The sequence below is a fragment of the Streptomyces sp. NPDC048643 genome (assembly GCF_040650615.1).
In the GTDB taxonomy this organism is placed as follows: Bacteria; Actinomycetota; Actinomycetes; order Streptomycetales; family Streptomycetaceae; genus Streptomyces.
In genome coordinates this window covers 32,195-57,538 of the sequence record NZ_JBEZHO010000050.1, presented here as the reverse complement: position 1 = coordinate 57,538, position 25,344 = coordinate 32,195, and the positions used below count along the sequence as shown (strand labels likewise).

The window sequence follows — 25,344 nt, the reverse complement described above, 5'->3', positions numbered from 1 at the left end:
CCGGCCGGGCAGGGGGAGACGGGCCGGACGGCCCGACGGCACCATCAGGGGGAGCGTTCATGGACAGGTCGACCGGCGGCCGGGAAGACGACGGGCGCCACGGGATCGCCCCGAGGCGGGTGTCCTTCGACTGGGAGGACACCCCGCTGCACTGGATCCCGGACGAGCCCACCGCCACCCACGTCATCAACGTGTTGCATCTGCTGCTGCCCGCGGGTGAGCGGTGGTTCGTGAAGGTCTTCAAGGAAGCGCTGCCACTGGTCCGTGATCCCGAACTCCTCAAGGACGTCAAGGGGTTCATGGGCCAGGAGGCCACGCACAGCGTGCAGCACGCCTATGTCCTCGACCACCTCGCCGCCCAGCGGCTCGACACCGCCGACTTCACCAAGTACGTCGACTTCCTCTTCGAGAAGCTGCTCGGCGACGAGCCGCCCCGGGGAGTTCCGGTCCGGGCCGCCGAGTGGCTGCGGTTCCGGCTCTCGGTGATCGCGGCGATCGAGCAGTTCACGGCGGTGCTGGGTGACTGGGTGCTGGCGGCGGAGGGACTCGATCTCGCCGACGCGGACGAGGTCATGCTGGACCTGCTGCGCTGGCACGGCGCGGAGGAGGTCGAGCACCGCGCCGTGGCCTTCGACATGTACCAGCACTGCGGCGGCGAGGGCGCCGCCCGGTACGCCCGCCGGATCGCGGGCATGGCCGTCACCGCACCGATGATGCTGTACCTGTGGGGCTGGGGCGCCGCCTACCTCATGCGCCGTGACCCTCGGTTGGCAGGACGTCTGCGCTACTCGCTCACCGAGCACAACAGAGCCGTCCGCAAGGGGTTGCTGCCCACCTGGAAGGAGCTCGGCGCGGCCGTGCCGCGCTATCTCCGGCGGTCCTACCATCCGTCTCAGGAGGGCTCGTTGCGCAGGGCGGTGGAGTACCTCGCGCAGTCTCCCGCCGCTCGCTCCGCGGTGGGCGCGATCACCCGGGCGGCGACCGCGTAGGGCCGGCCGACGTGGACAGTGGACAGGCGTGAGGCGGCGGGGGAGACGCGTACGGCGGGAGGGCGGGAGAGATGAGTGAGGAGCCGGGCGGGGCGGCGTACCGCATAGAGGACCTGGCGCACCGCAGCGGTGCCACGGTCCGAACGATCCGCGCCTACCAGGACCGGGGGCTGCTCCCCCGCCCCGAGAGGCGAGGCCGCGCCAACGTGTACGCGAACGCCCATCTGGCCAGGCTGCGACAGATCGCGGACCTGCTCGACCGCGGTTACACGCTGGCGTCGATCAAGGAGCTCCTGGAGGCGTGGGACGCGGGGCGCGGACTCGGCGGTGTCCTCGGCCTGGTCGCGGAGGTCGACGGGCCGTGGACCGACGAGGAGGCCGCGCGGATGTCCCGGGCGGAGCTGAACGAGCGCTTCGGTGGACGTCAGGACGACGCGGCGGTCGCGGACGCGGTGGAACTGGGCGTGCTGGAACCCGTTCCGGGGGACGAGGACAGCTTCCTCGTGCCGAGCCCCCAAGAGCTGTCCGCCGCCGCCGAGTTGCACAAGGCGGGCGTCCCACTGTCAGCGATCTCCTCCCACCTGAGGGAGTTGAGGGGACAGGTCGAGCACATCGCCTCCCGCTTCCTGGAATTCACCACCGAGCACGTCTTCGCGCGCTACCTGGGGGAACATCCGCCGAGTGACACGGAGGCCGCCGAAGCAGCCTCGCTCGTCCGACGGCTGCGGCCACTCGCCCAGCAGACCGTTGACGCCGAACTCGCCCGGGCCATGCGGACGTTCGCCACCCGTCACCTGCGGCAGCACCTGGCCAACGAAGAGCCTCCGGAGCAGCGGGAAAAGCTGCGTACGGTGGAGATGCCGGCCGAGACAATGCGCTCTGTAGAGAGCCTTGTTGGCGCGGAACACGCGGCGGAGTTCGTCACGGCCGCCACCGAACGTGAGCTACGGGCACGCACCTTGGACCGGCTGGCGACAAATCACAGCAAGCACGGCATTGTTGACGAAATACCTTAAAACACAGGCTCGTTGTCCACAGAATGGTCAATTCCCCTGTGGATAACAGCACTTGGCTGTGGATCAAACCTACGAACCAAAATCAAATGCGTGATCCGCCTCTCGCCAGGCACGCTGGGTGCATGAAGGAACAGAACGATGAGCGGACAGCTGATCCGACGGTCGGACGAGCGGATGAACCGATGGACGACAGGCGCACCGTCAAGGTGTCGAAGTACCTGTCGAAGCATCTGCGGCACCAGCCCGAGCGGATCGGGCTCACCCTCGGCGAGGGCGGCTGGGTCGAGATCGACACCCTGATCACCGCCGCTGCCGCCCACGGATTCCGGTTCACGCGCGACGAACTCGACCACGTGGTGGCCCACAACGACAAGCGCCGGTTCGCCGTCGAGGGCAACCTGATCAGGGCCAGTCAGGGCCACTCCGTGGAGGTCGACCTCGGCCTGCCCGTGGCGACGCCGCCCGCGTACCTCTACCACGGGACCGTCGCCCGCACGCTGGACGCGATCCGCGCCGAGGGACTGAGGCCCATGAGCCGGCACGCCGTGCACCTCTCCACGGACCGGGAGACCGCCACCCGCGTCGGCGCCCGCCGTGGCCGACCCGTCGTCCTCTCCGTGGACGCCGACGCCATGCACCGCGACGGCCACGTCTTCCGCGTCAGCGCCAACGGCGTCTGGCTCACCGAGGCCGTCCCCCCGCGCTACCTGCGGTTTCCCGGCCCGCCCTGAACCCCGCCTCCCGGGGGCGCCGGCCGGTGGCGATACGGAGACGGCGGCCCAGAGACGCGGACCCGCCGGCACCGGGACGATGCGGGAACGCCGGGCGGGGCGATCTCCCCGGGTCCGCGATCACGTCTCGTTCCGCTTAGGCTCGATTCATGAGTCTGCGTCTGAGCACCGTGATCCTGCCCCATGTCCGCTGGCACGAAGGCGGGCGATCCACCTGGCAGCGCGCGGAGCAGCTCGGCTTCCACACCGCCTTCACCTACGACCACCTCTCCTGGCGGACCTTCCGCGAGGGCCCGTGGTTCGGAGCCCTCCCGACGCTGACAGCCGCCGCGGGTGTCACCGAACGACTGCGCCTGGGCACCCTGGTGACCTCACCGAACTTCCGGCACCCGGTCCCCCTCGCCAAGGAACTGATCTCCCTCGACGACATCTCGAACGGCCGGATCACCCTGGGCATCGGCGCGGGCGGCTCCGGCTTCGACGCCACCGCACTCGGCCAGGACCCCTGGACCCCCCGCGAGCGCGCCGACCGCTTCGGAGAGTTCGTCCCGCTGCTCGACCGCCTCCTCACCGAGGACTCCGTCTCCTACAGCGGCAACTTCTACTCGGCGCACGAGGCGTACGACATCCCCGGCTGCGTCCAGCGCCCCCGGCTGCCCTTCGCGGTGGCGGCCACCGGACCCCGCGGACTGAAGCTCGCCGCCCGGTACGGCCAGGCGTGGGTGACCACGGGCGACCCCAAGCTGTACGAGACGGGCACCCCGGACCAGTCGGTTCAAGCCATTCGCGGACAGGTCGAGAGGCTGGCCGACGCGTGCGCCGGGATCGGCCGGGACGTGGCCGAGCTCGACAAGGTCCTGCTGACCGGCTTCACCCCCGACCGGAGCCGCCCGCTGGAGTCCGTCGACGCCTTCGTCGACTTCGCGGGCCGGCATGCCGAGCTGGGCTTCACCGACCTCGTGATCCACTGGCCGATCCCCGACTCGGACTTCGCCGCCGACCAGAAGATCTTCGAGCGCATCGCCATGGAGGCGGTCGCGCAGCTCCCCTGAGACCCGTCGCACCGCTCCCGCCCCCGCAGCACCCGCACCGGGCCCCGACGGGCTGTAACCGTGCTGGTGAGGACGGTAACCACTCAAGTGTGCGGACCGCCGCACGGCCGTGCGCGCATATGCGGGAGAATGAGCGCGTGACCTCAGCGACTCGCCGGCCCGAGACTCCGGCCTCCACCGTCCCGACCCGGCTGATCGCCACGGACCTCGACGGCACCTTGTTGCACGACGACAAGACAGTGTCGGACCGCACGATCGCCGCCCTCGCCGCCGCAGAACAGGCCGGCATCGAGGTCTTCTTCGTCACCGGCCGCCCGGCCCGCTGGATGGACGTCGTCAGCGACCATGTCCACGGGCACGGCCTGGCGATCTGCGGCAACGGCGCCGCCGTGGTCGACCTGCACGGCGGCCCCGGCGCCCACCGCTTCGTCAAGGTCCGCGAGCTGGCGCCGGACATCGCCCTCGACGTCATCCAGTTGCTGCGAGCCGCCGCGCCCGGCACGGTGTGCGCCGTCGAGCGGACCTTCGGCCTGCATCTCGAACCGGGCTATCCCCTGATGCACATGGAGCCCCCGGAGATCGTCTCGCCCGCCGAGAAGCTCCTCGCGAAGGACGCGCTGGACGCCCATCAGCCCGTCCTGAAGGTGCTCGCGTTCCACCCGGACATGGAACCGGACGACTTCCTCACCGTCGCCCGCACCGCCATCGGCACCCGGGCCAACGTGACCCGGTCGAGCCCCAGCGCGCTCCTGGAGATCAGCGGCCCCGGTGTCTCCAAGGCCAGCACCCTCGAACTGTGCTGCGCCGAGCGCGGGATCGCCCCCGAGGAGGTCGCCGCCTTCGGCGACATGCCGAACGACGTCGAGATGCTCACCTGGGCCGGCCGCTCGTACGCGATGGGCAACGCCCACCCCGCCGCCATCGCCGCCGCCTCCGGGCGCACCGCCCCGAACAACGAGGACGGCGTGGCCATCGTGATCGAGCAGATCCTGGCGGAGCGGCTGTAGCCCACCCGGTAGAGACGGTCCCGGCGTCGGTCGGCCGCCGCCGGGACCGACAGACACTCCGCCGCGGTGCGGTCCGCCGTCCTCGCGAACACGGTCGGCACCTGCCGGTCAGGGGGAGCCACGGCCACCCCTGCCGGAGCCCGGCGGACCTACACGACCACCCCGTGCTCGGCCAGCCACGGCACCGGGTCGACCGCCGACCCCATCTCCGGGGTCACCCGCACCTCGAAGTGCAGGTGCGGGCCGGTCGAGTTGCCGGTCGTGCCGGACTGCGCGATCCACTGGCCGGCCGCCACCCGCTGCCCCTGGTCGACGGCCACCGCGGCGAGGTGCGCGTACTGCGTGTAGTAGCCGCCCGGGTGCTCGATCACGATCTCGATGCCGAAGGCACCGCCACAGGTCACCTTCACCACCCGGCCCGCCCCTGCCGCGCGCACCGGCGTGCCGATGGGGACGGCGAAGTCCTGCCCCGTGTGCCGGTTCGCCCAGCGGTCACCCCCGCTGCCGAAACCCGCGGACAGCTCGTACGTCTCCACCGGTGTGACCCACGCCCGCGTCGAGTCCGGAGCCGGCTGGTCGAGCCGGACCGCGCCCCGGCAGGCCCCCGCGGCCACCGAGGCGTCCGCCTGACTCTGCAGCGTCGACCGTGCCTCCTCCAGCTTCGCCTGGATGGTCCCCTTCATCCTGGCGAGTTCGTCGGTCCGTCTCTCCAGCACCTGCCACGCCGACCGCGCCCTTCCCTCGTCGGCGGCGAGCCGGTCCTCGGCCCTCCTGCTCTTCGCGACGGAGTTGTTCACGGCCAGATCGGCCCGCCAGATGGCGCGCTGACCGCGCATCAGGTCGTCAGGGTCCTTCGCCAGAAGGATCTGCGCCGTGTAGGGGACATCACCACCCTGCCGGTACTGGGCGCGCGCGATCCGGCCCAGGTCCTCGTGCAGCACCGCGATCTCCTGCCGCTCCCGCGTCAGCAGCTGTTCGGCCCGCTCCGCACGCCCGCGCTGAGCCTCCGCGTCCCGCCGTCCCGCCTCGTACTGCAGCGTCGCCACGGCGGCGTCCTCGTACAGCCGCGCCACCTGGGCGCTGACGCCGGGCTCCGCACCGTCGCCCTCGGCCACCGCCGGACGCGCGACGAGCAACGCGACCGCGCACAACAGCGCCGGTACGAGCAGGGGATGGCGACGAGGAGAGCGCATGCAAGCGATCGTGTCCCGCCCCGCCGCACCCGGCCTGTTCTAGGGGTGCACCCGGGGGACGGACCGTCACCAATGGCCCAGCGAAGGGGCGTCACAGGGCCTGCCACAACGTTCCCTGTGTGTACGGCGATTCAGTGCGGCACCTGCCACACCACCGTCGTACCGCCCCCGTTCTCGCCGAGCCCGGGTCCGTACCAACTGGCACCGCCCAGCGACTCGGCGCGCCGCTTGAGGTTCCTCAGGCCGCTGCGCCGGCCGCCCTCGGGAATGCCGACACCGTCGTCCGCGACCGAGAGGCGCACCGCGGGCCGGCCGTCCGGCAGCACGACGTTCGCGTCGACCGAGACCTCGATGCGGGACGCCCCGGCGTGCCGAAAGGCGTTGGACAGGGCTTCGCGCAGGGCGGCGATGAGGTTCTTGCCGGTGAGTTCGCCGACCACCGTGTCGACGGCTCCGACGAAGCGGTGACCGGGCTTGAAGCCGAGGGGGACGGCGGCCATGTTGATCTCGCGCAGGACGCGGGTGCGCAGACCCGACGGCACCTCGGCGGGACCCTGCTGCAGGGCGAAGATGGCGGTGCGGATCTCCTGGATGGTGATGTCGAGTTCGTCGACCGCCTTGCCGACGCCCCGCTGCACCTCGGGCACGTTCGACCGGCGCTGCGCGCTCTCCAGCATCAGCCCGGTGGCGAACAGCCGCTGGATGACGAGGTCGTGCAGGTCACGGGCGATCCGGTCGCGGTCCTCGTAGACCGCGAGCCGTTCCCGGTCGCGCTGTGCCTCGGCCATCATCAGCGCGAGGGCGGCCTGCGAGGCGAACTGCGCGGCGAGCGTCCGCTCCGACTCGGAGAACGGGCGCTCCCCGCGGCCTCGCGGGGTGACGAGGGCGCCGACGACCCGGCCGTCGCTCTGCAGGGGGAGCAACATGGCCGGTCCGTAGGCGCTGGCGAGATCCGTGAGCATGCGCGGGTCGGTCGCCGCGTCCTCGACGAACACCGGCTCGCCCTCGCGGAGTTCGGCGACCACCCGGCTCTCCGGCGGGACGACCACGCCGAGGGCCTTCGAGGGGTGTTCCGAGGCGACGGCGACGATCTCCAGCCCGCCGTCCTCGGCGGGCAGCAGCACGATCCCGGCCGCGGATCCGGAGAGCCGGCGGGCCTGTTCGGCGACGACCTGCAGGGCGTCCTCGGCGTCGCCGCCGGCCAGCAGGGCGGTGGTGACGGCGACCGAGCCGTCGATCCAGCGCTCGCGCTGCTTGGCCGCCTCGTAGAGCCGGGCGTTGCCGATGGCGATCCCCGCCTCCGTCGCCAGCACCCGGACCATGTTGAGGTCGTCGTCCCCGAAGGCACCGCCGCCGCGCTTCTCGGCCAGGTACAGATTGCCGAAGATCTCCCCCTGCACCGTGATCGGCACCCCGAGGAAGCTGCGCATCGGGGGATGGTCGGCGGGGAACCCGCACGAGCGCGGGTCCTCGGCCAGGTTCGTGAGGCGGACCGGGCCGGGGTCGTGGACGAGAGCTCCCAGCAGTCCCTTGTGTCCGTCGGGGAGCCGTCCGATGCGCTGCGCGGTCCCCTGGTCGACGCCGTGGAAGACGAAGTCCGCGAGTCCGCGCGCGTTCTCCGACACGACGCCGATCGCGGCGTAGCGCGCGTCCGTGAGGTCGGCGGCGGTCTCGCAGATCCGGTCCAGCGTGGAGTGGAGTTCCAGTCCCGAGCCGACCGAACGCATCGCCTCCAGCAACCGCGGCACCCGGGCCGCCAGTTCGGCGTCCGGCCCACCGGAACCGGGGCTGTCCGCCCGGTCCGGCACGCCGGTGCCGCCGTCCGGAGCGGGAGAAGCGGAAGCTGCTGACATACCCCGAGCCTAGTTAGTCCTATTTGCCAGGGAAAGTCGGCCGCGGGGCGGCGGTGCTGCCCGGGACCCTCCGGGAGCACTCACCCCGCCCAGGATCCGGGACTGCTCCGACGAACCCCGCCAGGCCCGGTCCGGGACAGCCGCGGCGAATCCCGGCAGTTCTCGACAGCCTGGGCCGCGGTCACCCCGCCACCGCACCCACCAGCAGATCTCCGGCGGCCTCCCGCTCCACCATCTTCCGTAGCGGTCCCGCCACTGCCGACAGCTCCGCGAAGGCCCCGCGCTGGACCACCTCGCCGTCCGCGAGCACGATCACCTCGTCCACCGCGTCGAGCCCGGCGAGCCGGTGCGTGATCAGCAACGTCGTACGGTCCTCGGTCGCGGCCAGCAGATCTGCGGTGAGCGCGTCTGCCGTCGCCAGGTCGAGATGTTCCGCCGGTTCGTCGAGGACGAGGACGGGGAAGTCGGCGAGGAGCGCGCGGGCGAGGGCGAGCCGCTGGCGCTGGCCGCCGGACAGCCGTGCACCGTGCTCGCCGATCAGTGTGTCCAGCCCGTCGGGAAGTCCGTCCACCCAGTCGATGAGCCGGGCTCGCCCCAGTGCGTCGCGCAGTCCGGCCTCGGTCGCGTCCTTGCGGGCGAGGAGCAGGTTCTCGCGCACGGTGCTGTCGAAGAGGTGCGCGTCCTGCGCGCACAACCCGACCAGCCGACGTACGGCGTCCCCGTCCATCCCGTACGCGTCCACGCCGCCCAGTGTGTACGTCCCCGCTTCGGTGTCCAGGAATCGGAGCAGCACCTGGGCGAGCGTCGTCTTGCCCGCCCCGGAGGTACCGACCACGGCGATCCTGCGGCCCTCGTCGAGCGTCAGGTCGAGGCCGGCCAGCGCGTCCCGGTGCTGTCCGGCGTGGCGGGCCCGGACTCCTTCCAGGCGCAGCGGGAACGGTGACACGGGCGCCTGCCGCGGCAGCTCCGGTTCCCGTACGGGATCGGGGGCGTCCAGCACCTCGTACACCCGCTCCGCGCTCTTGTGCACCCGCTGCCGGTACTGCACGGCGAGCGGCAGGCCCATGACGGCCTCGAAAGCGGCCAGCGGGGTGAGGACGACGACGGCCATCAGCACGCCGTCCAGTCGTCCGGCGGCGACGGCCTGGGCGCCGACGAGGGCGGTGGCCGCGACGGTCAGGCCGCAGACGAGCGCCGTGAGTCCGTCTCCGAGGGCGGTCGCGGTGGCGGCCCGTGAGGAGATCCGGGTCAGGACGCCGTCGGCCCGCCGGGTTTCGGCGGCGCGGGCGGGCAGGGCGCCCGCGACGGTCAGCTCGGCGGTACCCGTGAGCAGATCGGCCACCTGGGTCGCCAGTGCTCCGCGGGCGGGAGCCAGCCGTCGCTCGGCGCGGCGTGCCACGGCGCCGGTCACCAGGGGTACACCGACGCCGGCCGCCAGCAGCCCGACGGCGAGAGCCGCCCCGGCCTCGGGCAGCAGCCAGGCGGTGAAGCCGACGGAGACGGCGGACACCATGACCGCCGCTCCGGCCGGCAGCAGCCAGCGCAGCCAGTAGTCCTGCAACGCGTCGACATCGGCGACGAGCCGCGAGAGCAGATCGCCGCGCCGGGTGGTGCGGAGCCCGGCGGGCGCGAGACGTTCCAGGCGCCGGTAGACGGCGACCCGGGTGTCGGCCAGCATCCGCAGCACGGCGTCGTGCGACACGAGCCGCTCGGCGTACCGGAACACCGCCCGCCCGATGCCGAACGCGCGCGTGGCGGTGACGGCCACCATCAGATAGAGCACCGGCGGCTGCTCGGAGGCCCGCGAGATGAGCCACCCGGAGGTCGCCATCAGACCGACGGCGCTTCCCAGCGCGAGGCTGCCCAAGAACAGGGCGAGCGCGAGCGGTCCCCGGCGGGGAGCGGCCATGGCTCGGACGCGGGCGAGCACGCCGCCGCGCGGGCTCGGTACCGGAGTGGGTCCCTCTCCGTCCACCGTGCCCGAGCCGTTCGGCTCGATGCCCCGGGCCGGCTGCGTGCCGGACCCGATGAGCGCTGGTTCCGTGACCGAGTCGGTGACCAGCTCCGCGAGCCGGGCGTCCGCGGGCGAGGCGGCCTCCAGGCGGACCACCCGGTCCGCCACCCCGAGCAGGGCCGGCCGGTGCACCACCAGGAGCACCGTCCGCCCGACGGCGAGACGCCGGACGGCCTCGACGACCTCCGCCTCCGTCGCCCCGTCGAGCGAGGCGGTCGGCTCGTCGAGAAGCAGCACGGGCCGGTCCGCGAGGAACGCCCTGGCCAGCGCGAGGCGCTGACGCTGTCCGGCCGACAGACCGGCGCCGTCCTCACCGAGAAGTGTGTCCGCCCCGTCCGGCAGCGCGTCGACGAATCCGGCCGCGCCCGCGTCGACGAGGGCCACGCGTACCGCCACGTCGTCCGCGCCGGGGCGTGCCAGCCGTACGTTCTCGGCGATGGACCCGGCGTACAGGTGCGGTCGTTGCGGTACCCAGGCGATCCGGGAACGCCACTCCGCGAGGTCGGCCTCGGAGAGATCGACTCCCCCGGCCCGTACGCGGCCCGCGGTGGGCTCCACGAACCCGAGCAGGACGTTCAGCAGCGTCGACTTGCCCACGCCGCTGGGTCCGACGAGGGCGACCGTCTCACCGGGTGCGACGGTGAACGAGACGTCCGAGACCGCGTTCGTGGATCGTCCCGGGTAGCGCACGGTCACGCTCTCGAAGTCGATCTCCCCGGCCGCCGCGTGCAGCGATCCGGCGGCCGGCGCGGGGGTCTCCAGCACCGCGAAGATCTCCTCCGCGGCGGCGAGCCCCTCGGCGGCGGCGTGGTACTGGGCCCCCACCTGGCGCAGTGGCAGATACGCCTCGGGCGCCAGGACGAGGATGACGATCCCCACGTACAGGTCCATCTCGCCGTGGACGAGGCGCATACCGATGGTCACGGCGACGAGGGCGACCGAGATGGTGGCGAGCAGCTCCAGGGCGAAGGAGGAGAGGAAAGCGATCCGCAGCGTCCGCATGGTCGCCTGCCGGTACTCGCCGGTGATCTTCCGGATCGACTCGGCCTGCGCCTTGGCCCGGCCGAAGACCTTGAGCGTCGGCAGGCCCGCGACGACGTCGAGGAAGTGTCCGGAGAGACGCGACAGCATGCGCCACTGACGGTCCATCTGTGTGCGGGTGGCCCAGCCGATCAGGATCATGAAGAGCGGGATCAGGGGGAGCGTGCCGACGATGAGCGCCGCCGACACCCAGTCCTCGGTGACGATGCGCACCAGCACAGCGACGGGGACGACCACCGCGAGCCCGAGTTGCGGCAGGTAGCGCGAGAAGTAGTCGTCGAGAGCGTCGACCCCCCGCGTGGCGAGGGCGACCAGCGAGCCCGTCCGCCGGCCGCTGAGCCACCCTGGGCCAAGGAGTGCGGCCCGTTCCAGCAACCGCCCCCTCAGCTCGGACTTGACCGCGGCGCTCGCCCGGTGAGCGGCCAGCTCGGTGAGCCAGGCCACCACGCCCCGCCCGATCGCGACCGCCACCAACAGCAGGAGCGGCGAACGGAGTTCCGTCGCGGAGAAGCCGTGCTGGAAGGCGCCCACCACCACTTCGGCGATGAGCATCGCCTGGGCGATGACCAGCGTCGCTCCGACGACACCCAGCACCACGACCGCCAGGAGGAAGAGGCGGGTGGCTCGGGCGTACCGGAGCAGACGCGGATCGATTGGTTTCACGTGAAACACACCCTTGGCTCATCAGGCACGTTTCACGTGAAACGTGCCCACTACGTCGGACTCAGTGCGACACATCCGCGGCGATGTGGTGCGTACCGATGCGCTTGCGGAACACCCAGTAGGTCCAGCTCTGGTAGAGCAGAACGATCGGCGTGGCGATGCCGGCACACCAGGTCATGATCTTGAGGGTGTACGGGCTCGACGACGCGTTGGTGACCGTGAGGCTCCAGTCGTCATTGAGCGAGGACGGCATGACGTTCGGGAAGAGCGTCAGGAAGAGCATCGCGACCGCTGCCACGATGGTGACTCCCGAGAGCATGAAGGCCCAGCCCTCCCGGCCCGCGTTGACCGCCACCAGGGCCGCGACGAGCGCGACCACGGCGACGATCAGCGCGGCCAGCGATCCTCCGTCACCGTTGTCGGCCTGGGTCCAGACCAGGAAGGCCAGCGCCAACACGGCTGTGATCGGGCCGAGTCGCAGGGCGAGCTTGCGGGCCCGCTCCCTGATGTCGCCGACCGTCTTCAGTCCCACGAACACCGTGCCGTGGAAGGTGAACAGGGTCAGGGTGACCAGGCCGCCGAGGATCGCGTACGGGTTGAGCAGATCCCAGAAGTTGCCCACGTACTCGAAGTTCCGGTCGATCTTGACCCCGCGCACGATGTTGCCGAAGGCCACACCCCACAGGAACGCCGGGATCAGCGAGGTCCAGAAGATCGCGGTCTCCCAGTTGCGCTGCCAGTGCTCCTCGGGCCGCTTGGCCCGGTACTCGAAGGCGACACCGCGCACGATCAGGCAGACCAGGATGATCAGCAGCGGCAGGTAGAAGCCGGAGAAGAGGGTGGCGTACCACTCCGGGAAGGCCGCGAAGGTCGCGCCGCCCGCCGTGAGCAGCCACACCTCGTTGCCGTCCCACACGGGACCGATCGTGTTGATCAGCACCCGCTTCTCGGTGCGGTCCCGGGCCAGCAGCTTCGTGAGGACACCGACTCCGAAGTCGAAGCCCTCCAGGAAGAAGTAGCCGGTCCACAGGACCGCGATGAGGACGAACCAGACGTCGTGAAGTTCCATGACTCAGCAGCTCCCTGGGCCTAGTAGGAGAAGGCCATCGGCTTGTCGGCGTCATGGGAGTCGCCGCCGATCTTGGTGGGCGGGTTGAGGTCGGCGTCCGTCAGCTCGGGCGGTCCCGCCTTGACGTACTTCACGAGCAGCTTCACCTCGATGACGGCGAGGATCGCGTAGAGCGACGTGAAGACGATCATCGACGTGAGGACCTCGCCCTGCGAGACGGTGGGGGAGACCGCGTTCCGGGTCTGCAGAACGCCGTACACCACCCAGGGCTGACGGCCCATCTCCGTGAAGATCCAGCCCCAGGAGTTGGCGATCAACGGGAAGCCCAGGGTCCAGAAGGCGATGCGCCAGGCCCAGGTGGTCAGCTTCGGGCCGACTGCCTTGCTCTTGAAGAGGACGAGATGCGGCACCTCGTCGTCACCGACCCTCAGATGCTGCGGCAGCATGAACTTCTTGCGGGTCAGCCAGAGTCCGAACAGGCCGATCGCGAAGGACGCCATGCCGAAGCCGATCATCCAGCGGAACGCCCAGAAGGTGACCGGGATGATGGGCCGGTAGTCGCCCGGCCCGTACTTCTGCTGCTCGGCCTTGTTGGTGTCGTTGATGCCCGGGACGTATGAGTTGAAGTCGTCGTCGGCGAGGAACGACAGTATCCCCGGGATGGAGAGCTCGACGGAGTTGTGGCCCTTGCTCACGTCTCCGTAGGCGAAGATCGAGAAGGGCGCCGAGTTCTGGCCGTCCCACAGCGCCTCGGCGGCGGCCATCTTCATCGGCTGCTGCTTGAACATGACCTTGCCCAGCATGTCACCGCTGACCGCCGTGAGCAGACCGGCGATGACGACGGTGACGAGGCCGAGCCGCAGCGACGTCTTCATGACGCCGATGTGCTTCTTGCGGGCCAGATGGAAGGCGGCGATGCCCACCATGAAGGCACCGCCGGTGAGGAAGGACGCCGTGAGGGTGTGGAAGGCCTGGGTCAGCGCGGTGTTCTGGGTCAGTACGTGCCAGAAGTCGGTGAGTTCCGCACGTCCCTTCGCCTTGTTGATCCGATAGCCGACGGGGTGCTGCATCCACGAGTTGGCCGCGAGGATGAAGTACGCCGACAGGATCGTGCCGATCGAGACCATCCAGATGCAGGCCAGGTGGATCTTCTTCGGGAGCTTGTCCCAGCCGAAGATCCACAGCCCGATGAAGGTCGACTCGAAGAAGAAGGCGATCAGGGCCTCGAAGGCCAGCGGAGCGCCGAAGATGTCGCCCACGAAGCGTGAGTAGTCGGACCAGTTCATGCCGAACTGGAACTCCTGCACGATGCCGGTGACGACGCCCATCGCGATGTTGATCAGGAAGAGCTTGCCCCAGAACTTGGTCGCCCTGAGGTACTTCTCGTTCTCCGTCCGCACCCAGGCCGTCTGCAGGCCGGCGGTGAGCGCGGCGAGCGAGATCGTCAGGGGGACGAAGAGGAAGTGGTAGACGGTGGTGATACCGAACTGCCATCGCGCCAAAGTTTCCGGCGCCAGAGCCAATTCCACGTCGCAGTCTCCTTACGTCACCGTGGTCACAGCGGCAGTTTGCCCGCTTTGTCACGGACATCACGGGAGCAACCAGGACACGTTTGTGAACGCGTTCACATTCACAAGCAATTATGACGCATGCCCGTTCGAGCCTTGACACGTGGGGGGTCCCTCAGCGGGAGCGGCGACGACGACAGTGATCGCCCCGGCGGATCGGGACCTTACGACCGAAGATCGCGCACACGCCGCATCCAGCCCGACACCGGACAGAACCGAGCAGGTCCGGGGCGAGTAGGGCCCGGGTGGCTGGACGAGGTGAACCCAGGCGTGGACCGGGGTCGAAGGCCGGGGAAACGCGACGGGGGCGGTACCGGCGCCCGCCGGTACCGCCCCCGTCCGGATGACTACAGCTCCTGGCGGAACGCCTCGCACGCCTTGACGAAGATGTCGTTCGCCTCGGTCTCACCGATGGTCACACGGACGCCCTCGCCCGCGAACGGACGCACGACGACGCCCGCCTGCTCGCAGTGGGCCGCGAAGTCGACCGTCCGCTCCCCCAGGCGCAGCCACACGAAGTTGGCGTGCGTCTCGGGAACCGTCCAGCCCTGACCGCGCAAGGTGTCGACCACCCGGCTGCGCTCGGAGACGAGGGAGCCGACCCGGCCGAGCAGTTCGTCCTCGGCGCGCAGGCTCGCCACGGCGGCGTCCTGCGCCAGCTGGCTCACACCGAACGGCACGGCCGTCTTGCGCAGCGCGGCCGCCACCGGCTCATGGGCGATCGCGAAGCCGACGCGGAGGCCGGCCAGACCGTACGCCTTGGAGAAGGTGCGCAGCACGCAGACGTTCGGCCGGTCGCGGTAGATCGCCACGCCGTCCGGCACCTCGACGTCCCGGATGAACTCGCGGTACGCCTCGTCCAGCACGACCAGCACGTCGTTCGGCACCCGGTCGAGGAAGCGCTCCAGCTCGGCCCGGCGCACCACGGTGCCCGTCGGGTTGTTCGGGTTGCACAGGAAGATCAGCCGGGTCCGGTCCGTGATCGCGTCGGCCATCGCGTCCAGGTCGTGCACCTCGTCCGGCGTGAGCGGCACCTTCACCGAGGTCGCGCCACTGATCTGCGTGATGATCGGGTACGCCTCGAAGGAGCGCCACGCGTAGATGACCTCGTCGCCGGGGCCGCTTGTGGCCTGCAGCAGCTGCTGCGCGACACCGACCGAGCCGGTGCCGGTCGCGAGGTGGGAGACGGGGACGGCGAAACGGTCCGCCAACTCGTTCATCAGCCCGGTGCACGCCATGTCCGGGTAACGGTTGAACGAGTCGGTCGCGGCGGTGACGCTCTCGATGACACCGGGCAGGGGCGGATACGGGTTCTCGTTGGAGGACAGCTTGTACGCCACGGCACCGATCGCGGCGGGCTTGCCGGGCTTGTAGGCGGGGATCCCCGCCAGCTCGGCACGCAGCTTGGGGCTCGTCTCGCTCACCGCAGTCCTCCTCGTGACCACCAGCGGCTCAGACCGCCACCGGCTACCAATGCTTCTCACCTTATGAGGATTCGGCTCCCCTGCGAATGCTCTGTGGACAACCGGACCCCGTCCGGCCTCTCACGCCGTGATCCACCACGGGAGGGGAGCAACCTCGGGATGCCGTCCGAACGGCAGGGCATCCTCGTACGAACGTGTACGAATAGGGGGGCGCGTCGGCGTTCATCACATGCGCCGGTGGCCCGCGCCGTGGCGCGCATCCCTCGTACAGGTGAGTTGAGACCTCTTCGAAACATGGCCCACTTGGCAGGCCCATGCGCGTCGACAAGTCACGTACTGGCATTGGATCGTTCAACTACCTTTGTTTCCAAGGAAGTTAGCACTTTTTGACCATGCAGAAACGTGCCTGTCAACGCGTGCATATGCGTCCGCACTACCCCACCGCATGAGCCCTACTATCGGCTCGCCATGACAGCAGCAGGGAAGCACCAGGTGAGCCGGGCGGAGACCACCCGCCGAGGCGGTCGACCGGGCCGGGCGGGTATCAGAGACGTGGCCGCGGCCGCGGGGGTCTCCATCACGACTGTGTCCGATGCCCTCAACGGCAAGGGCCGGCTCCCGGACGCCACCCGACGCCATGTCCGCGAGGTCGCCGACCGACTGGGTTATCGCCCGTCAGCGGCGGCCCGAACCCTCCGTACCGGCAAGTCCGGCCTGATCGGCCTGACCGTGACCACATACGGGGATGAACCTTTCACCTTCACCGAGTTCGCCTACTTCGCCGAGATGGCGAGAGCCGCCACCTCGGCCGCACTCGCGCGGGGATACGCCCTGGTCATCCTCCCTGCGACCTCCCGCCACGACGTGTGGTCGAACGTGGCCCTGGACGGAACCGTGGTCATCGACCCGTCCGACCAGGACCCCGTCGTCAGCGAGCTGGTCCGGCAGGGCTTACCCGTCGTCTCCGACGGACGGCCGGCCGGAGCGCTCCCGGTCACCGCCTGGGTGGACAACGACCATGAGGCCGCCGTCCTGGGCATCCTCGACCACCTGGCCGCCGCCGGCGCGCGCCGCATCGGCCTGCTCACCGGCACCACCACGGACACGTACACCCACCTCTCCACGACCGCCTACCTGCGCTGGTGCGAGCGCGTGGGCCAGGATCCGGTGTACGAGGCCTATCCGGCGCACGATCCGTGCGCCGGAGCCGTCGCCGCCGACCGCCTCCTCGCCCGACCCGACCGCCCCGACGCCGTCTACGGCCTCTTCGACCCGAACGGCACGGACCTGCTGGCGGCGGCCCGCCGCTACGGTCTGCGCGTACCCGAAGACCTGCTCCTGGTCTGCTGCAGCGAGTCCACGGTCTACGCCAGCACCGAGCCGCCCATCACCACGCTCTCCCTCAAACCGCGCAGAATCGGCACCGCCGTCGTCCAGCTCCTGATCGACGCCATCGAAGGGGTCGAATCGGACCAACCGGTCGAGCAGGTGATACCGACGGAACTCATCGTGCGGACCTCGTCGCAGCGCAGGCCGCCCCGGACGACGGTCAGCCCGCCCCGATCACCCGAAGAGGGCTGACCCCGAAGCGACAAGGGCGGGGAAAGCCCCGCCCAATTCGGGCGAAAACCACGGTGGACCGGCCTCCTGTTCCGATTCACCACCCCTGGGTCATCACATGGCGCGATCCGCATTCCTATGATGGGCGGACGACACCGCGGGCCGCTGCGACCAGGCAGTCCGAACAGGTGCAGATGCGGCGCGATGGTGGTGGAGGGGTCGATGACTCAGGGGGCCGGTCAGGGACCCGAGGTGATGCGGACGGCGACGTTGCGCGACTTCCGGGTTCCCGCTTACGTCCACGAGACCGGTCCGTACGCGCAGAACACGCCTCAGGGCGAGGGCGCCGGACCCGTCGGGCAGTCCGGGCTGTACCCATCGGGAGAGCCCACGCCGTACGCGGTCATGGACTCCACCGAGGACTTCCCGGGCGAGTTCCCGGGAGAATTCCCCGAGGGATACACGCCCACACAGCGCGATCTGCCGGTCATCAACCGAGGTGACACGGTTCAGGTCACCGTCGACCCGGCGGCCGTCCCGGTCCCCGACGAGGGCCCAGGGCCGCTGTACGTCGTCGGCGACGTGCACGGCTACCTCGACCAGCTGGTCGCCGCGCTCCAGGAGCAGGGGCTCCTCGACGCCGCGGGCAACTGGTCCGCGGGCACCGCACGTCTCTGGTTCCTCGGCGACTTCACCGACCGCGGCCCGGACGGCATCGGCGTGATCGACCTCGTGATGAGGCTCTCCGCCGAGGCGGCCGCGGCCGGCGGCTACTGCAAGGCGCTCATGGGCAACCACGAGCTGCTGCTGCTCGGCGCCAAGCGGTTCGCCGACACCCCCGTCAACTCCGGCGCGGGCACCGCCACCTTCCAGGCCGCCTGGCTGCTCAACGGCGGCCAGAAGACGGACATGGACCGCCTCCAGGACCACCACCTCCAGTGGATGGCCCGCCTCGACGCCATGGAACTCGTCGACGGACACCTGCTGGTGCACTCCGACACGACCGCCTACCTCGACTACGGCGACTCGATCGAAGCGGTCAACGACACCGTCCGGGAAACCCTCACCCGCAACGACGCCGACGAGTGCTGGGACGTGTTCCGCAAGCTCACCAAGCGCTTCGCCTTCCGCGACGACGGCGGCTCCGAGGCCGTCCGCGAACTGCTCGGAACGTACGGCGGCACACGCATCGTCCACGGTCACAGCCCCATTCCGTACCTGCTGGGCGAGGTCGGCACGGAGGAGGGCGAGGACAGCGCGGGCCCCGTGGTGGAGGGGCCGCACCTCTACGCCGACGGACTCGCCATCGCCATGGACGGCGGAGTGACCATGGCCGGAAAGCTACTGGTCCAGCAACTTCCTTTGGATATCTGACCGTTCAGCGGGCAGGCGTCTCTCCGGGTGGAGCGCGCCGGCCAGGGGCCAATTTCTGGAAACCCCCTGTCACGGCGTGCCGTCACCGCTCTACCATCGGCTTATCCGTAGCAGGCTCCCCTCCGTTTCTGCCCAACGGCTCGTCAGCGTGCGAGCCATCAGCCCTACGGAGCATCGGGGGATGCAGATGAACAGCGTTCCGCAGCACCTGCTGAGCGAGGACCGCCAGGATTACGAGCGGATCCTCGACGAGGCGCTGCGCTCCGCACCACACCGCCCGGAACTCGCCGCTGTCGGCCAGCGGCTCAACCTCGAACAACTGCGCACCATGGCGCTCAACGCCACCGCCCTCATCACGACGGCCGCGGCGGACGAGTACACGCACTACGTGAAGGCCCGCGAGGAAATGCGCCGCCCGGTGGCGTCCACTCCGGTCGTGAGTGAGGAGACCGGCTCCCCGGAGCCGGGCGCCGGCGCGATGGGGCTCGCCGCCACCGTGAGCGAGGTCACCGAGACCGCGGGCGCGGGCGCCATCGCCGTCGTCGCGGTGCTCGCCCCCGTCCTCGCCGGGACGGCCGCGGTGATATTCCTGCTCGTGGGCTACATCCTCAAGATGCTCAACCCGGAGCCGGACATCGCCCGGACCCTCCTGACCACCGGATGGGTCTTCGGCGCGGTCACCGCGGCGGCGATCCTCGTCGCCGCGGCCGGTCTGCTGCTGACGGCCCTGCGCAACAGTTCGTCCTCGCTCCTGGCGGGAGCGGGCGGCGAGTTGACCGAACAGGTCGCCCGGGCCAGGGACGCCTGGCACGACGCCCTGCTGGAGCGCGGCATCCTGCCGTTCTTCCGGGAAGCCCTCGCGGATCCGGGCTCGGTGGCCCTGGACCGCGCCACACCGGCGCCCAGCCGCATCCCGCACCTGGGCTACGACCGGCCGGGGTTCAGCAGCCCCGACAGCGGACCGGCGGCGGGTCCGCGCCCGAGTTTCTCCAGCCCGGACTTCTCGAGCCCGGACTTCGGGGGGCCGGAACACCAGCCCGAATAATTCCGGACCGCCGACGGCCGGGACCACGGGGGAAGGGCCCGCGCAGGCGCGCGGGCCCACACGGCTGCCTCGGGGAGGGTGACGGCCGGTCCTCCGGCCGGCACCCTCACTGTCGTCGTCTCAGACGATCCCCAGCCGCCGGGCCTCGCGCATCCACGAAGGGAACTCGGACAGCAGCCGGTCGTAGAGCTCCGCGTCCGGTACGTCGCTGATGTCGTCGACGGCGAAGAAGCCCACGTTGTCGACGCGCCGGCCGGGCAGGGTGTCGAACCGCTCCAGCACACCGTAGTTGGAACGCCCCAGCCCCACGAACTGCCAGAAGACCGGCTCGTCCACCGCCGCCCGCAGCTCGGTCTCGATCTCCTTGTTGCGGTAGACGCCGCCGTCGGAGAAGAAGAGCACCAGTGTGGGGGCGGCGGGGTTCTCACGGACGTACGTGCGCACCTCCGCGATCACCTTCTGCTCCTCGTTCTGGATTCCCACCGCGCGCATGTCCACCTGACCCGGCAGCAGGCCCTTGCGCGGCTTCTTGCGCCGGAACAGCGTCAGTTCACCGACCCGGACATGGCGTTGCAGCCACTCCGGCAGCTCTCCCAGCGCGAGGTCCGGCAGCCGGGCCGGGTTCGAGGCGAACGTCCACGCCTGCATCTCACCGTCGTCGTCGAGCTGCGCGGCCACCGCGGCCATCCGCTCCACGACGTCCGCGACGACACCCTTCGAATACAGGAAGGACATGGACCCGGAGGCATCCAGAACCAGGATGACGCGCGCCGTCACCCCCTCCGCCCCGTGCTTGCGCAGGCTGACCGCCACCTGCTCCTTCCGCAGGGAGAGCCGCTTGCGCATGTCCACCGGCAACTGCTCCTCGCCCTTGACCAGACGCGGAGCGGAGGCGGCGGCCGGGACAGGGGCAGGGGCCGCAGGCGAGCGGGGCGGTACGGGAGGGGCGGACGGCGGCGGAGCGCTCGCGTGCGGCGAGCCGGCGGGCGGGACGGGGGCGGCCGACGCTACCGGTGCGGGCCATGTCGCGTCGGCCGGCCGAGGTGCCGGGGCAGCGGGAGGGGGCGGGAACACGGAGGTGGGCGTGGGCGATGCCGTGGGCGTGGGCGTGGGTGCAGAGGCCGCCGGCGACCCGGTGGCATCCGGTTCCTCGTCCACACTGATCCCGAAGTCGGTGGCCAGGCCCGCGAGGCCTGACGCGTACCCCTGTCCCACCGCGCGGAACTTCCACTGACCGGCCCGCCGGTACAGCTCACCACCGATGAACGCCGTCTCCGTCGTGGCCTCCATCTCGAACAGCGCCAGCTCGCGGCCCGTCCCGGCGTCGAGCAGGCGCAGCCGCAGACCGGACAGCCGGCCGAAGGTGCCCCCGTCCGCCGAGGCGCCGAGCACGACCCGGTCGATCTCCGGTTCCAGGGCCCCCAGATCCACTCCGACGGTGTCCGTCGTGGCCCCGCCGTCCCGTCGCTTCCCCAGATGACGCACGGCACCCGAGGCGTGCTGAGGCTGGTTGTAGAAGACGAAGTCACCGTCGTCCCTCACCCGTCCGTCGGCACGGAGCAGCAGCGCCGAGGCATCGGCGTCCGGCGCACCGGTGCCCCCGGACCAGCCGAGCTCGACCTGCACCGCCTCGACGGCGACGGGAAGGTTGCCGCCCTTGCTCATCGATGTCGCTGTCATACGCCCAGTCTGCCCAGAGAACCGGGCACCGGGCCCGCCCGATACACAACCAGCCGCACGCGCCTCCATCCGTCCACCGGCCCGGGGCGGCCGCTCCGACCTCGGTTCCCAGCCCCTCGGTAGGGGCGCGGCCTCAGAGCGAGGGGGTGGCGTCCGTCGCCGCCCGTACGAACGCGCGCAGCCGCTCGGTGGTGTTGGCCTCACTCCAGATCAGTCCCCTCTCGATCGGCGGCGCGTCATACAGAGGCACGTAGGCGACATCGGGCCGGGGGTAGTACCGCCGGGAGTGGTCCCCCACGGGCAGGACGCCCCGCCCCATCGCGACGAGGGTCAGCATCTCCGAGAAGGACTCGCCGACCGGGCCCTTCGGAACGGGCCTGCCCGACGGAGTGCGGTCCGGCGTACGGTCCCGCTTGAACCCCGCCGAGGTCACGTGCGGGTACCGCACCACGGGGTGCTCCGCGAGCACCTCGACGGACACGCCCTCCTCGCCGGCGAGCGGATGACCGGCCGCGACGGCGAGCACCCGTCCCTCCCGCAGCAGCGCGGGTCCGCAAGCCATCCCGTCGAAGGGGTACGACGCGAGCAGAAGGTCGATCGAACCGTCCACCAGGCTTGCGCGTGAGTTGGCCAGCTGGACCTCCCGCACGTCGACACGGCAGTCCGGGTGCCGCTCCTCGAACAGGGCGACCGCTCTGAGCAGTGCGGGTGCCGTCCACTCCCCGAGGAAGGCCACTCGCAACTCCCCGGTGACCCCACGGCTGGCGTCCCTCGCCCGTCGCAGCGCCTCGTCCATCGCGGCGACCAAGGGCACCAGGTCGTCGGCCAGTCGGCGTCCGATCGGGGTGAGCCGGACCGAGCGGCTGTTTCGTTCGAACAGCGAGCCGCCCACCTGACGCTCGACCTTCTTGATCACCTGGCTGACCCGTCCGGTGGTGATCAACAACCGCTCGGCGGTGCGGCCGAAGTGCAGCTCCTCGGCCAGCGCCAGGAAGGTCTCGATCTCCAGCCGCTCCAGCACGATTCCTCCGGCGTTAAATCTGGCTCAACGGTCGTACACCGATCCTGCCTTGATGACGACTGCCGTACGGCGGATCGTAGAAGGCGTCACCATGGCCTTTCGGGGCAACCCCGGCCAGGCCCTCGTCTCCTCACCCTTCACCTGAGCCCCTTGGGCCCTCACCTGAACGGGAACCACATGACTGCCTCGGAGATCACCTCCTATCTGGACAACCTCGACGGTCCGCTGCGCGAGACCGCCGGGAAGATCCGCCCCGTCATCGACTCCGCCCTCCCGGAAACGTCCGGTGCGCTGTGGCACGGGCATCCCACCTGGAGCCTCGGCGACAGACCCGGCCGGACCCCGGTCTGCCTGCTCAAGGCCTACACGTCCTACGTCACCTTCGGCCTCTGGCGCGGCCAGGACGTGGCCGACCCGTCAGGCCGGCTGGTGGCCGGGTCCCGCCGGATGGCCTCCGTGAAGCTCAGCCGTGTCGACGAGGTCGATCCGGCCCTCTTCGCCGAGTGGCTCCGTCTCGCCGTGGCGCTGGAGACGTCATGAGCTCCGTGCGCGTGAAGGCCTTCGACCACCTGGTGCTCACCGTCGAGGACGTCGAACGGTCCCTGGACTTCTACATCGGTCTCCTCGGCCTGGAACCGGTCCGCGTCGCCGAGTGGCGCGTCGGTCAGGCTCCGTTCCCGTCGGTGCGGGTCACCGAGGAGACCATCATCGACCTGGCCGCCGGCGCCCGAGGGGGGTCGAACGTCGACCACATCTGTCTCGCGGTGGAACCGCTGGACTGGGACGAGGTGGTCGCCTCCGGAACCTTCACCGTCGTCGACGGACCCGGCCCACGCTTCGGCGCTCGGGGTACGGCCACCTCGCTCTATGTCCGCGACCCCGACGGCAACACAGTGGAACTGCGCTGGTATCCGCAGGACACCACGGCATGACCGGCCGGCGCCCGACCGACTGCCGCTCGACAGCCCGCCGGTCACGGCCCGGGGGTTCGGTGACCCGGACCGCGACCCACGGAACGGGTCAGTCGGCCAGCGGCAGATAGACGCGGTTGCCCGCCTCCGCGAACTCCCGGGACTTCTGGAGCATGCCCTCGGAGATCTCCGCCTCCGAAGCACCCGCAGCCCTGTCGCCACCGAACCGTTCGTTGATGCTCTGGCTGATCTTCATCGAGCAGAACTTCGGTCCGCACATCGAGCAGAAGTGGGCCGTCTTGGCGGGCTCGGCCGGAAGCGTCTCGTCGTGGAACTCCCGGGCCGTGTCCGGGTCGAGAGCCAGGTTGAACTGGTCCTCCCACCGGAACTCGAAGCGGGCATCGGACAGCGCGTCGTCCCAGTCCTGCGCACGGGGGTGGCCCTTGGCGAGATCGGCCGCATGAGCGGCGATCTTGTAGGTGATGACGCCTGTCTTGACGTCGTCACGGTTGGGCAGCCCCAGGTGCTCCTTGGGCGTCACGTAGCAGAGCATGGCCGTGCCCCACCAGGCGATCATGGCGGCACCGATGCCGGAGGTGATGTGGTCGTACGCGGGCGCGACGTCGGTGGTCAGCGGGCCGAGCGTATAGAACGGAGCTTCATCACAGATCTCCTGCTGAAGGTCGATGTTCTCCTTGATCTTGTGCATCGGGACATGTCCCGGGCCTTCGATCATCGTCTGTACATGGAAACGCTTCGCGATCGTGTTGAGTTCCCCGAGCGTCCTCAACTCCGCGAACTGCGCGGCGTCGTTGGCGTCCGCGATGGAGCCGGGCCGCAGACCGTCGCCGAGCGAGTAGGTGACGTCGTACGCGGCGAGGATCTCGCAGAGCTCCTCGAAGTTCTCGTACAGGAACGACTCCTGGTGGTGCGCGAGGCACCAGGCCGCCATGATCGAGCCGCCGCGCGAGACGATGCCGGTCTTGCGGTTCGCGGTGAGCGGCACGTACGCCAGCCGGACCCCCGCGTGGACCGTCATGTAGTCCACACCCTGCTCGGCCTGCTCGATGACCGTGTCCTTGTAGATCTCCCAGGTGAGCTCCTCGGCACGGCCGTCGACCTTCTCCAACGCCTGGTAGAGCGGCACGGTTCCGATGGGCACGGGGGAGTTGCGCAGCACCCACTCTCGGGTCGTGTGGATGTTCCGCCCGGTAGACAGGTCCATGACAGTATCGGCGCCCCAGTGAGTCGCCCAGGTCATCTTCTCGACCTCCTCCTCGATGGAGGAAGTGACGGCGGAGTTGCCGATGTTGGCGTTCACCTTCACCAGGAACCGCTTGCCGATGATCATCGGCTCGATCTCGGGATGGTTGACGTTCACGGGCAGAACCGCCCGGCCGGCGGCGATCTCCTCGCGCACGACCTCGGGTTCGACGTTCTCGCGAACGGCGACGAACTCCATCTCGGGGGTGATCTCACCGCGGCGGGCGTATGCGAGCTGCGTGACCGCCTGCCCGGAACGCCCCCGCCGGGGCTGACGCGGCCGTCCCGGGAAGACCGCGTCGAGATTGCGCAGACCACCGCGCGGAGTTGTGTGCTTGATCCCGTCGTCCTCCGGACGGACGGGACGGCCCGCGTACTCCTCGGTGTCACCGCGAGCGATGATCCAGTTCTCCCGCAGCGGCGCCAGCCCCCGGCGCACATCCGTGTCGATGCTCGGATCGGTGTACGGGCCGGAGGTGTCGTACAGCGTCACGGACTGCCCATTGGTCAGGTGCACCTGACGGACCGGCACGCGCAGATCGGGGCGCGTACCCCCGACGTACGCCTTGTGCCAGCCGATGGACTTCCCGGCCTCATCGGTCGGAGACAGCGAAGAAGCGCCGTCCGTCTGGCTGGAGGCAGGCGTGCGTACGTCCTTGTTGGTCATGAGACCTACTCCCTACGCCGGCATTACCCGGTAACAGGTTCGGCGGTCGACGCAGCGGCTTCCGTTCGCCGATGTTTCATGTGAAACATCGCGAAGACGGAGGTCAGCGCCCTCTCAGCCCGGTGCTCCGAGCTCCCGCGTGTGCAAAGGTGACTCCACGCTAGCGTCATATCTGGCGCGGTGAACAGGGGGCCCTTGCCGTT

Annotated in this window: 19 protein-coding genes and 1 riboswitch; of the genes, 10 read left to right on the top strand and 9 right to left on the bottom strand. The window is 70.2% G+C overall.

Annotated elements, in window-relative coordinates:
• Positions 1 to 59: 59 nt before the first annotated feature.
• From AB0C62_RS34095 to AB0C62_RS34075, 5 genes are all read left to right on the top strand, one after another.
• The gene (locus tag AB0C62_RS34095; RefSeq protein ID WP_362979885.1) at positions 60 to 989 is read left to right on the top strand and encodes a metal-dependent hydrolase; all 930 of its coding nucleotides are present in this window, start codon (positions 60 to 62) and stop codon (positions 987 to 989) included.
• A gap of 71 nt (positions 990 to 1,060) precedes the next feature.
• Positions 1,061 to 2,005, top strand: a complete 945-nt coding sequence (locus AB0C62_RS34090) for a MerR family transcriptional regulator (protein WP_362979883.1) — start codon at positions 1,061 to 1,063, stop codon at positions 2,003 to 2,005.
• 182 nt (positions 2,006 to 2,187) lie between these two features.
• Positions 2,188 to 2,736, top strand: coding sequence for an RNA 2'-phosphotransferase (locus tag AB0C62_RS34085; RefSeq protein WP_362979881.1), 549 nt, complete (start codon positions 2,188 to 2,190; stop codon positions 2,734 to 2,736).
• Positions 2,737 to 2,885: 149 nt separating this feature from the next.
• Positions 2,886 to 3,788, top strand: coding sequence for an LLM class flavin-dependent oxidoreductase (locus tag AB0C62_RS34080; RefSeq protein WP_362979879.1), 903 nt, complete (start codon positions 2,886 to 2,888; stop codon positions 3,786 to 3,788).
• 119 nt (positions 3,789 to 3,907) lie between these two features.
• Entirely contained in the window at positions 3,908 to 4,795 is an 888-nt protein-coding gene (locus AB0C62_RS34075; RefSeq protein ID WP_362979878.1) for a Cof-type HAD-IIB family hydrolase, read from the top strand.
• A gap of 149 nt (positions 4,796 to 4,944) precedes the next feature.
• On the opposite strand, the gene AB0C62_RS34070 is transcribed toward AB0C62_RS34075, so the two are convergent.
• From AB0C62_RS34070 to hisC, 6 genes are all read right to left on the bottom strand, one after another.
• Positions 4,945 to 5,988: a M23 family metallopeptidase gene (locus tag AB0C62_RS34070; protein WP_362979876.1), complete on the bottom strand. Its 1,044-nt coding sequence runs from the start codon at positions 5,986 to 5,988 to the stop codon at positions 4,945 to 4,947.
• A gap of 131 nt (positions 5,989 to 6,119) precedes the next feature.
• Complete coding sequence (locus AB0C62_RS34065) at positions 6,120 to 7,715, bottom strand: GAF domain-containing protein (protein ID WP_362979897.1); 1,596 nt, start codon at positions 7,713 to 7,715, stop codon at positions 6,120 to 6,122.
• Positions 7,716 to 8,022: 307 nt separating this feature from the next.
• Positions 8,023 to 11,568, bottom strand: coding sequence for a thiol reductant ABC exporter subunit CydD (gene cydD, locus AB0C62_RS34060; RefSeq protein WP_362979874.1), 3,546 nt, complete (start codon positions 11,566 to 11,568; stop codon positions 8,023 to 8,025).
• Between the two features lie 52 nt (positions 11,569 to 11,620).
• A complete protein-coding gene (cydB, locus tag AB0C62_RS34055; protein WP_362979872.1) occupies positions 11,621 to 12,628 on the bottom strand; it encodes a cytochrome d ubiquinol oxidase subunit II in 1,008 nt (335 codons plus the stop codon).
• Between the two features lie 20 nt (positions 12,629 to 12,648).
• Positions 12,649 to 14,157 (bottom strand): cytochrome ubiquinol oxidase subunit I, encoded by a 1,509-nt coding sequence (locus tag AB0C62_RS34050; protein WP_362979870.1) that lies wholly within the window; start codon positions 14,155 to 14,157, stop codon positions 12,649 to 12,651.
• 386 nt (positions 14,158 to 14,543) lie between these two features.
• A complete protein-coding gene (gene hisC / locus AB0C62_RS34045; protein ID WP_362979868.1) occupies positions 14,544 to 15,620 on the bottom strand; it encodes a histidinol-phosphate transaminase in 1,077 nt (358 codons plus the stop codon).
• Between the two features lie 468 nt (positions 15,621 to 16,088).
• Between hisC and AB0C62_RS34040 the strand changes: the two genes are divergently transcribed.
• From AB0C62_RS34040 to AB0C62_RS34030, 3 genes are all read left to right on the top strand, one after another.
• Positions 16,089 to 17,201 (top strand): LacI family DNA-binding transcriptional regulator, encoded by a 1,113-nt coding sequence (locus AB0C62_RS34040; protein ID WP_267051315.1) that lies wholly within the window; start codon positions 16,089 to 16,091, stop codon positions 17,199 to 17,201.
• A gap of 201 nt (positions 17,202 to 17,402) precedes the next feature.
• Positions 17,403 to 18,554, top strand: a complete 1,152-nt coding sequence (locus tag AB0C62_RS34035; RefSeq protein WP_362979866.1) for a metallophosphoesterase — start codon at positions 17,403 to 17,405, stop codon at positions 18,552 to 18,554.
• Positions 18,555 to 18,735: 181 nt separating this feature from the next.
• The gene (locus tag AB0C62_RS34030) at positions 18,736 to 19,599 is read left to right on the top strand and encodes a hypothetical protein (protein WP_362979864.1); all 864 of its coding nucleotides are present in this window, start codon (positions 18,736 to 18,738) and stop codon (positions 19,597 to 19,599) included.
• A 120-nt stretch (positions 19,600 to 19,719) separates the two neighbouring features.
• On the opposite strand, the gene AB0C62_RS34025 is transcribed toward AB0C62_RS34030, so the two are convergent.
• Entirely contained in the window at positions 19,720 to 21,279 is a 1,560-nt protein-coding gene (locus tag AB0C62_RS34025) for a VWA domain-containing protein (RefSeq protein ID WP_362979862.1), read from the bottom strand.
• Positions 21,280 to 21,412: 133 nt separating this feature from the next.
• Positions 21,413 to 22,300 carry a LysR family transcriptional regulator gene (locus AB0C62_RS34020; protein ID WP_362979860.1) on the bottom strand — a complete coding sequence of 296 codons (888 nt, stop codon included), beginning with the start codon at positions 22,298 to 22,300 and terminating at the stop codon, positions 21,413 to 21,415.
• 177 nt (positions 22,301 to 22,477) lie between these two features.
• Here AB0C62_RS34020 and AB0C62_RS34015 point away from each other — a divergent pair, with 177 nt between their 5' ends.
• Positions 22,478 to 22,840, top strand: a complete 363-nt coding sequence (locus tag AB0C62_RS34015) for a DUF1801 domain-containing protein (protein WP_362979858.1) — start codon at positions 22,478 to 22,480, stop codon at positions 22,838 to 22,840.
• A gap of 5 nt (positions 22,841 to 22,845) precedes the next feature.
• Positions 22,846 to 23,232, top strand: a complete 387-nt coding sequence (locus tag AB0C62_RS34010) for a VOC family protein (RefSeq protein WP_362979895.1) — start codon at positions 22,846 to 22,848, stop codon at positions 23,230 to 23,232.
• An 88-nt stretch (positions 23,233 to 23,320) separates the two neighbouring features.
• Here the strand turns inward: AB0C62_RS34010 and thiC are convergent, their stop codons facing one another.
• Positions 23,321 to 25,141, bottom strand: a complete 1,821-nt coding sequence (gene thiC / locus AB0C62_RS34005; protein ID WP_362979856.1) for a phosphomethylpyrimidine synthase ThiC — start codon at positions 25,139 to 25,141, stop codon at positions 23,321 to 23,323.
• Positions 25,134 to 25,290: riboswitch (TPP riboswitch) on the bottom strand. (Overlaps the previous gene by 8 nt.)
• Positions 25,291 to 25,344 lie beyond the last annotated feature (54 nt).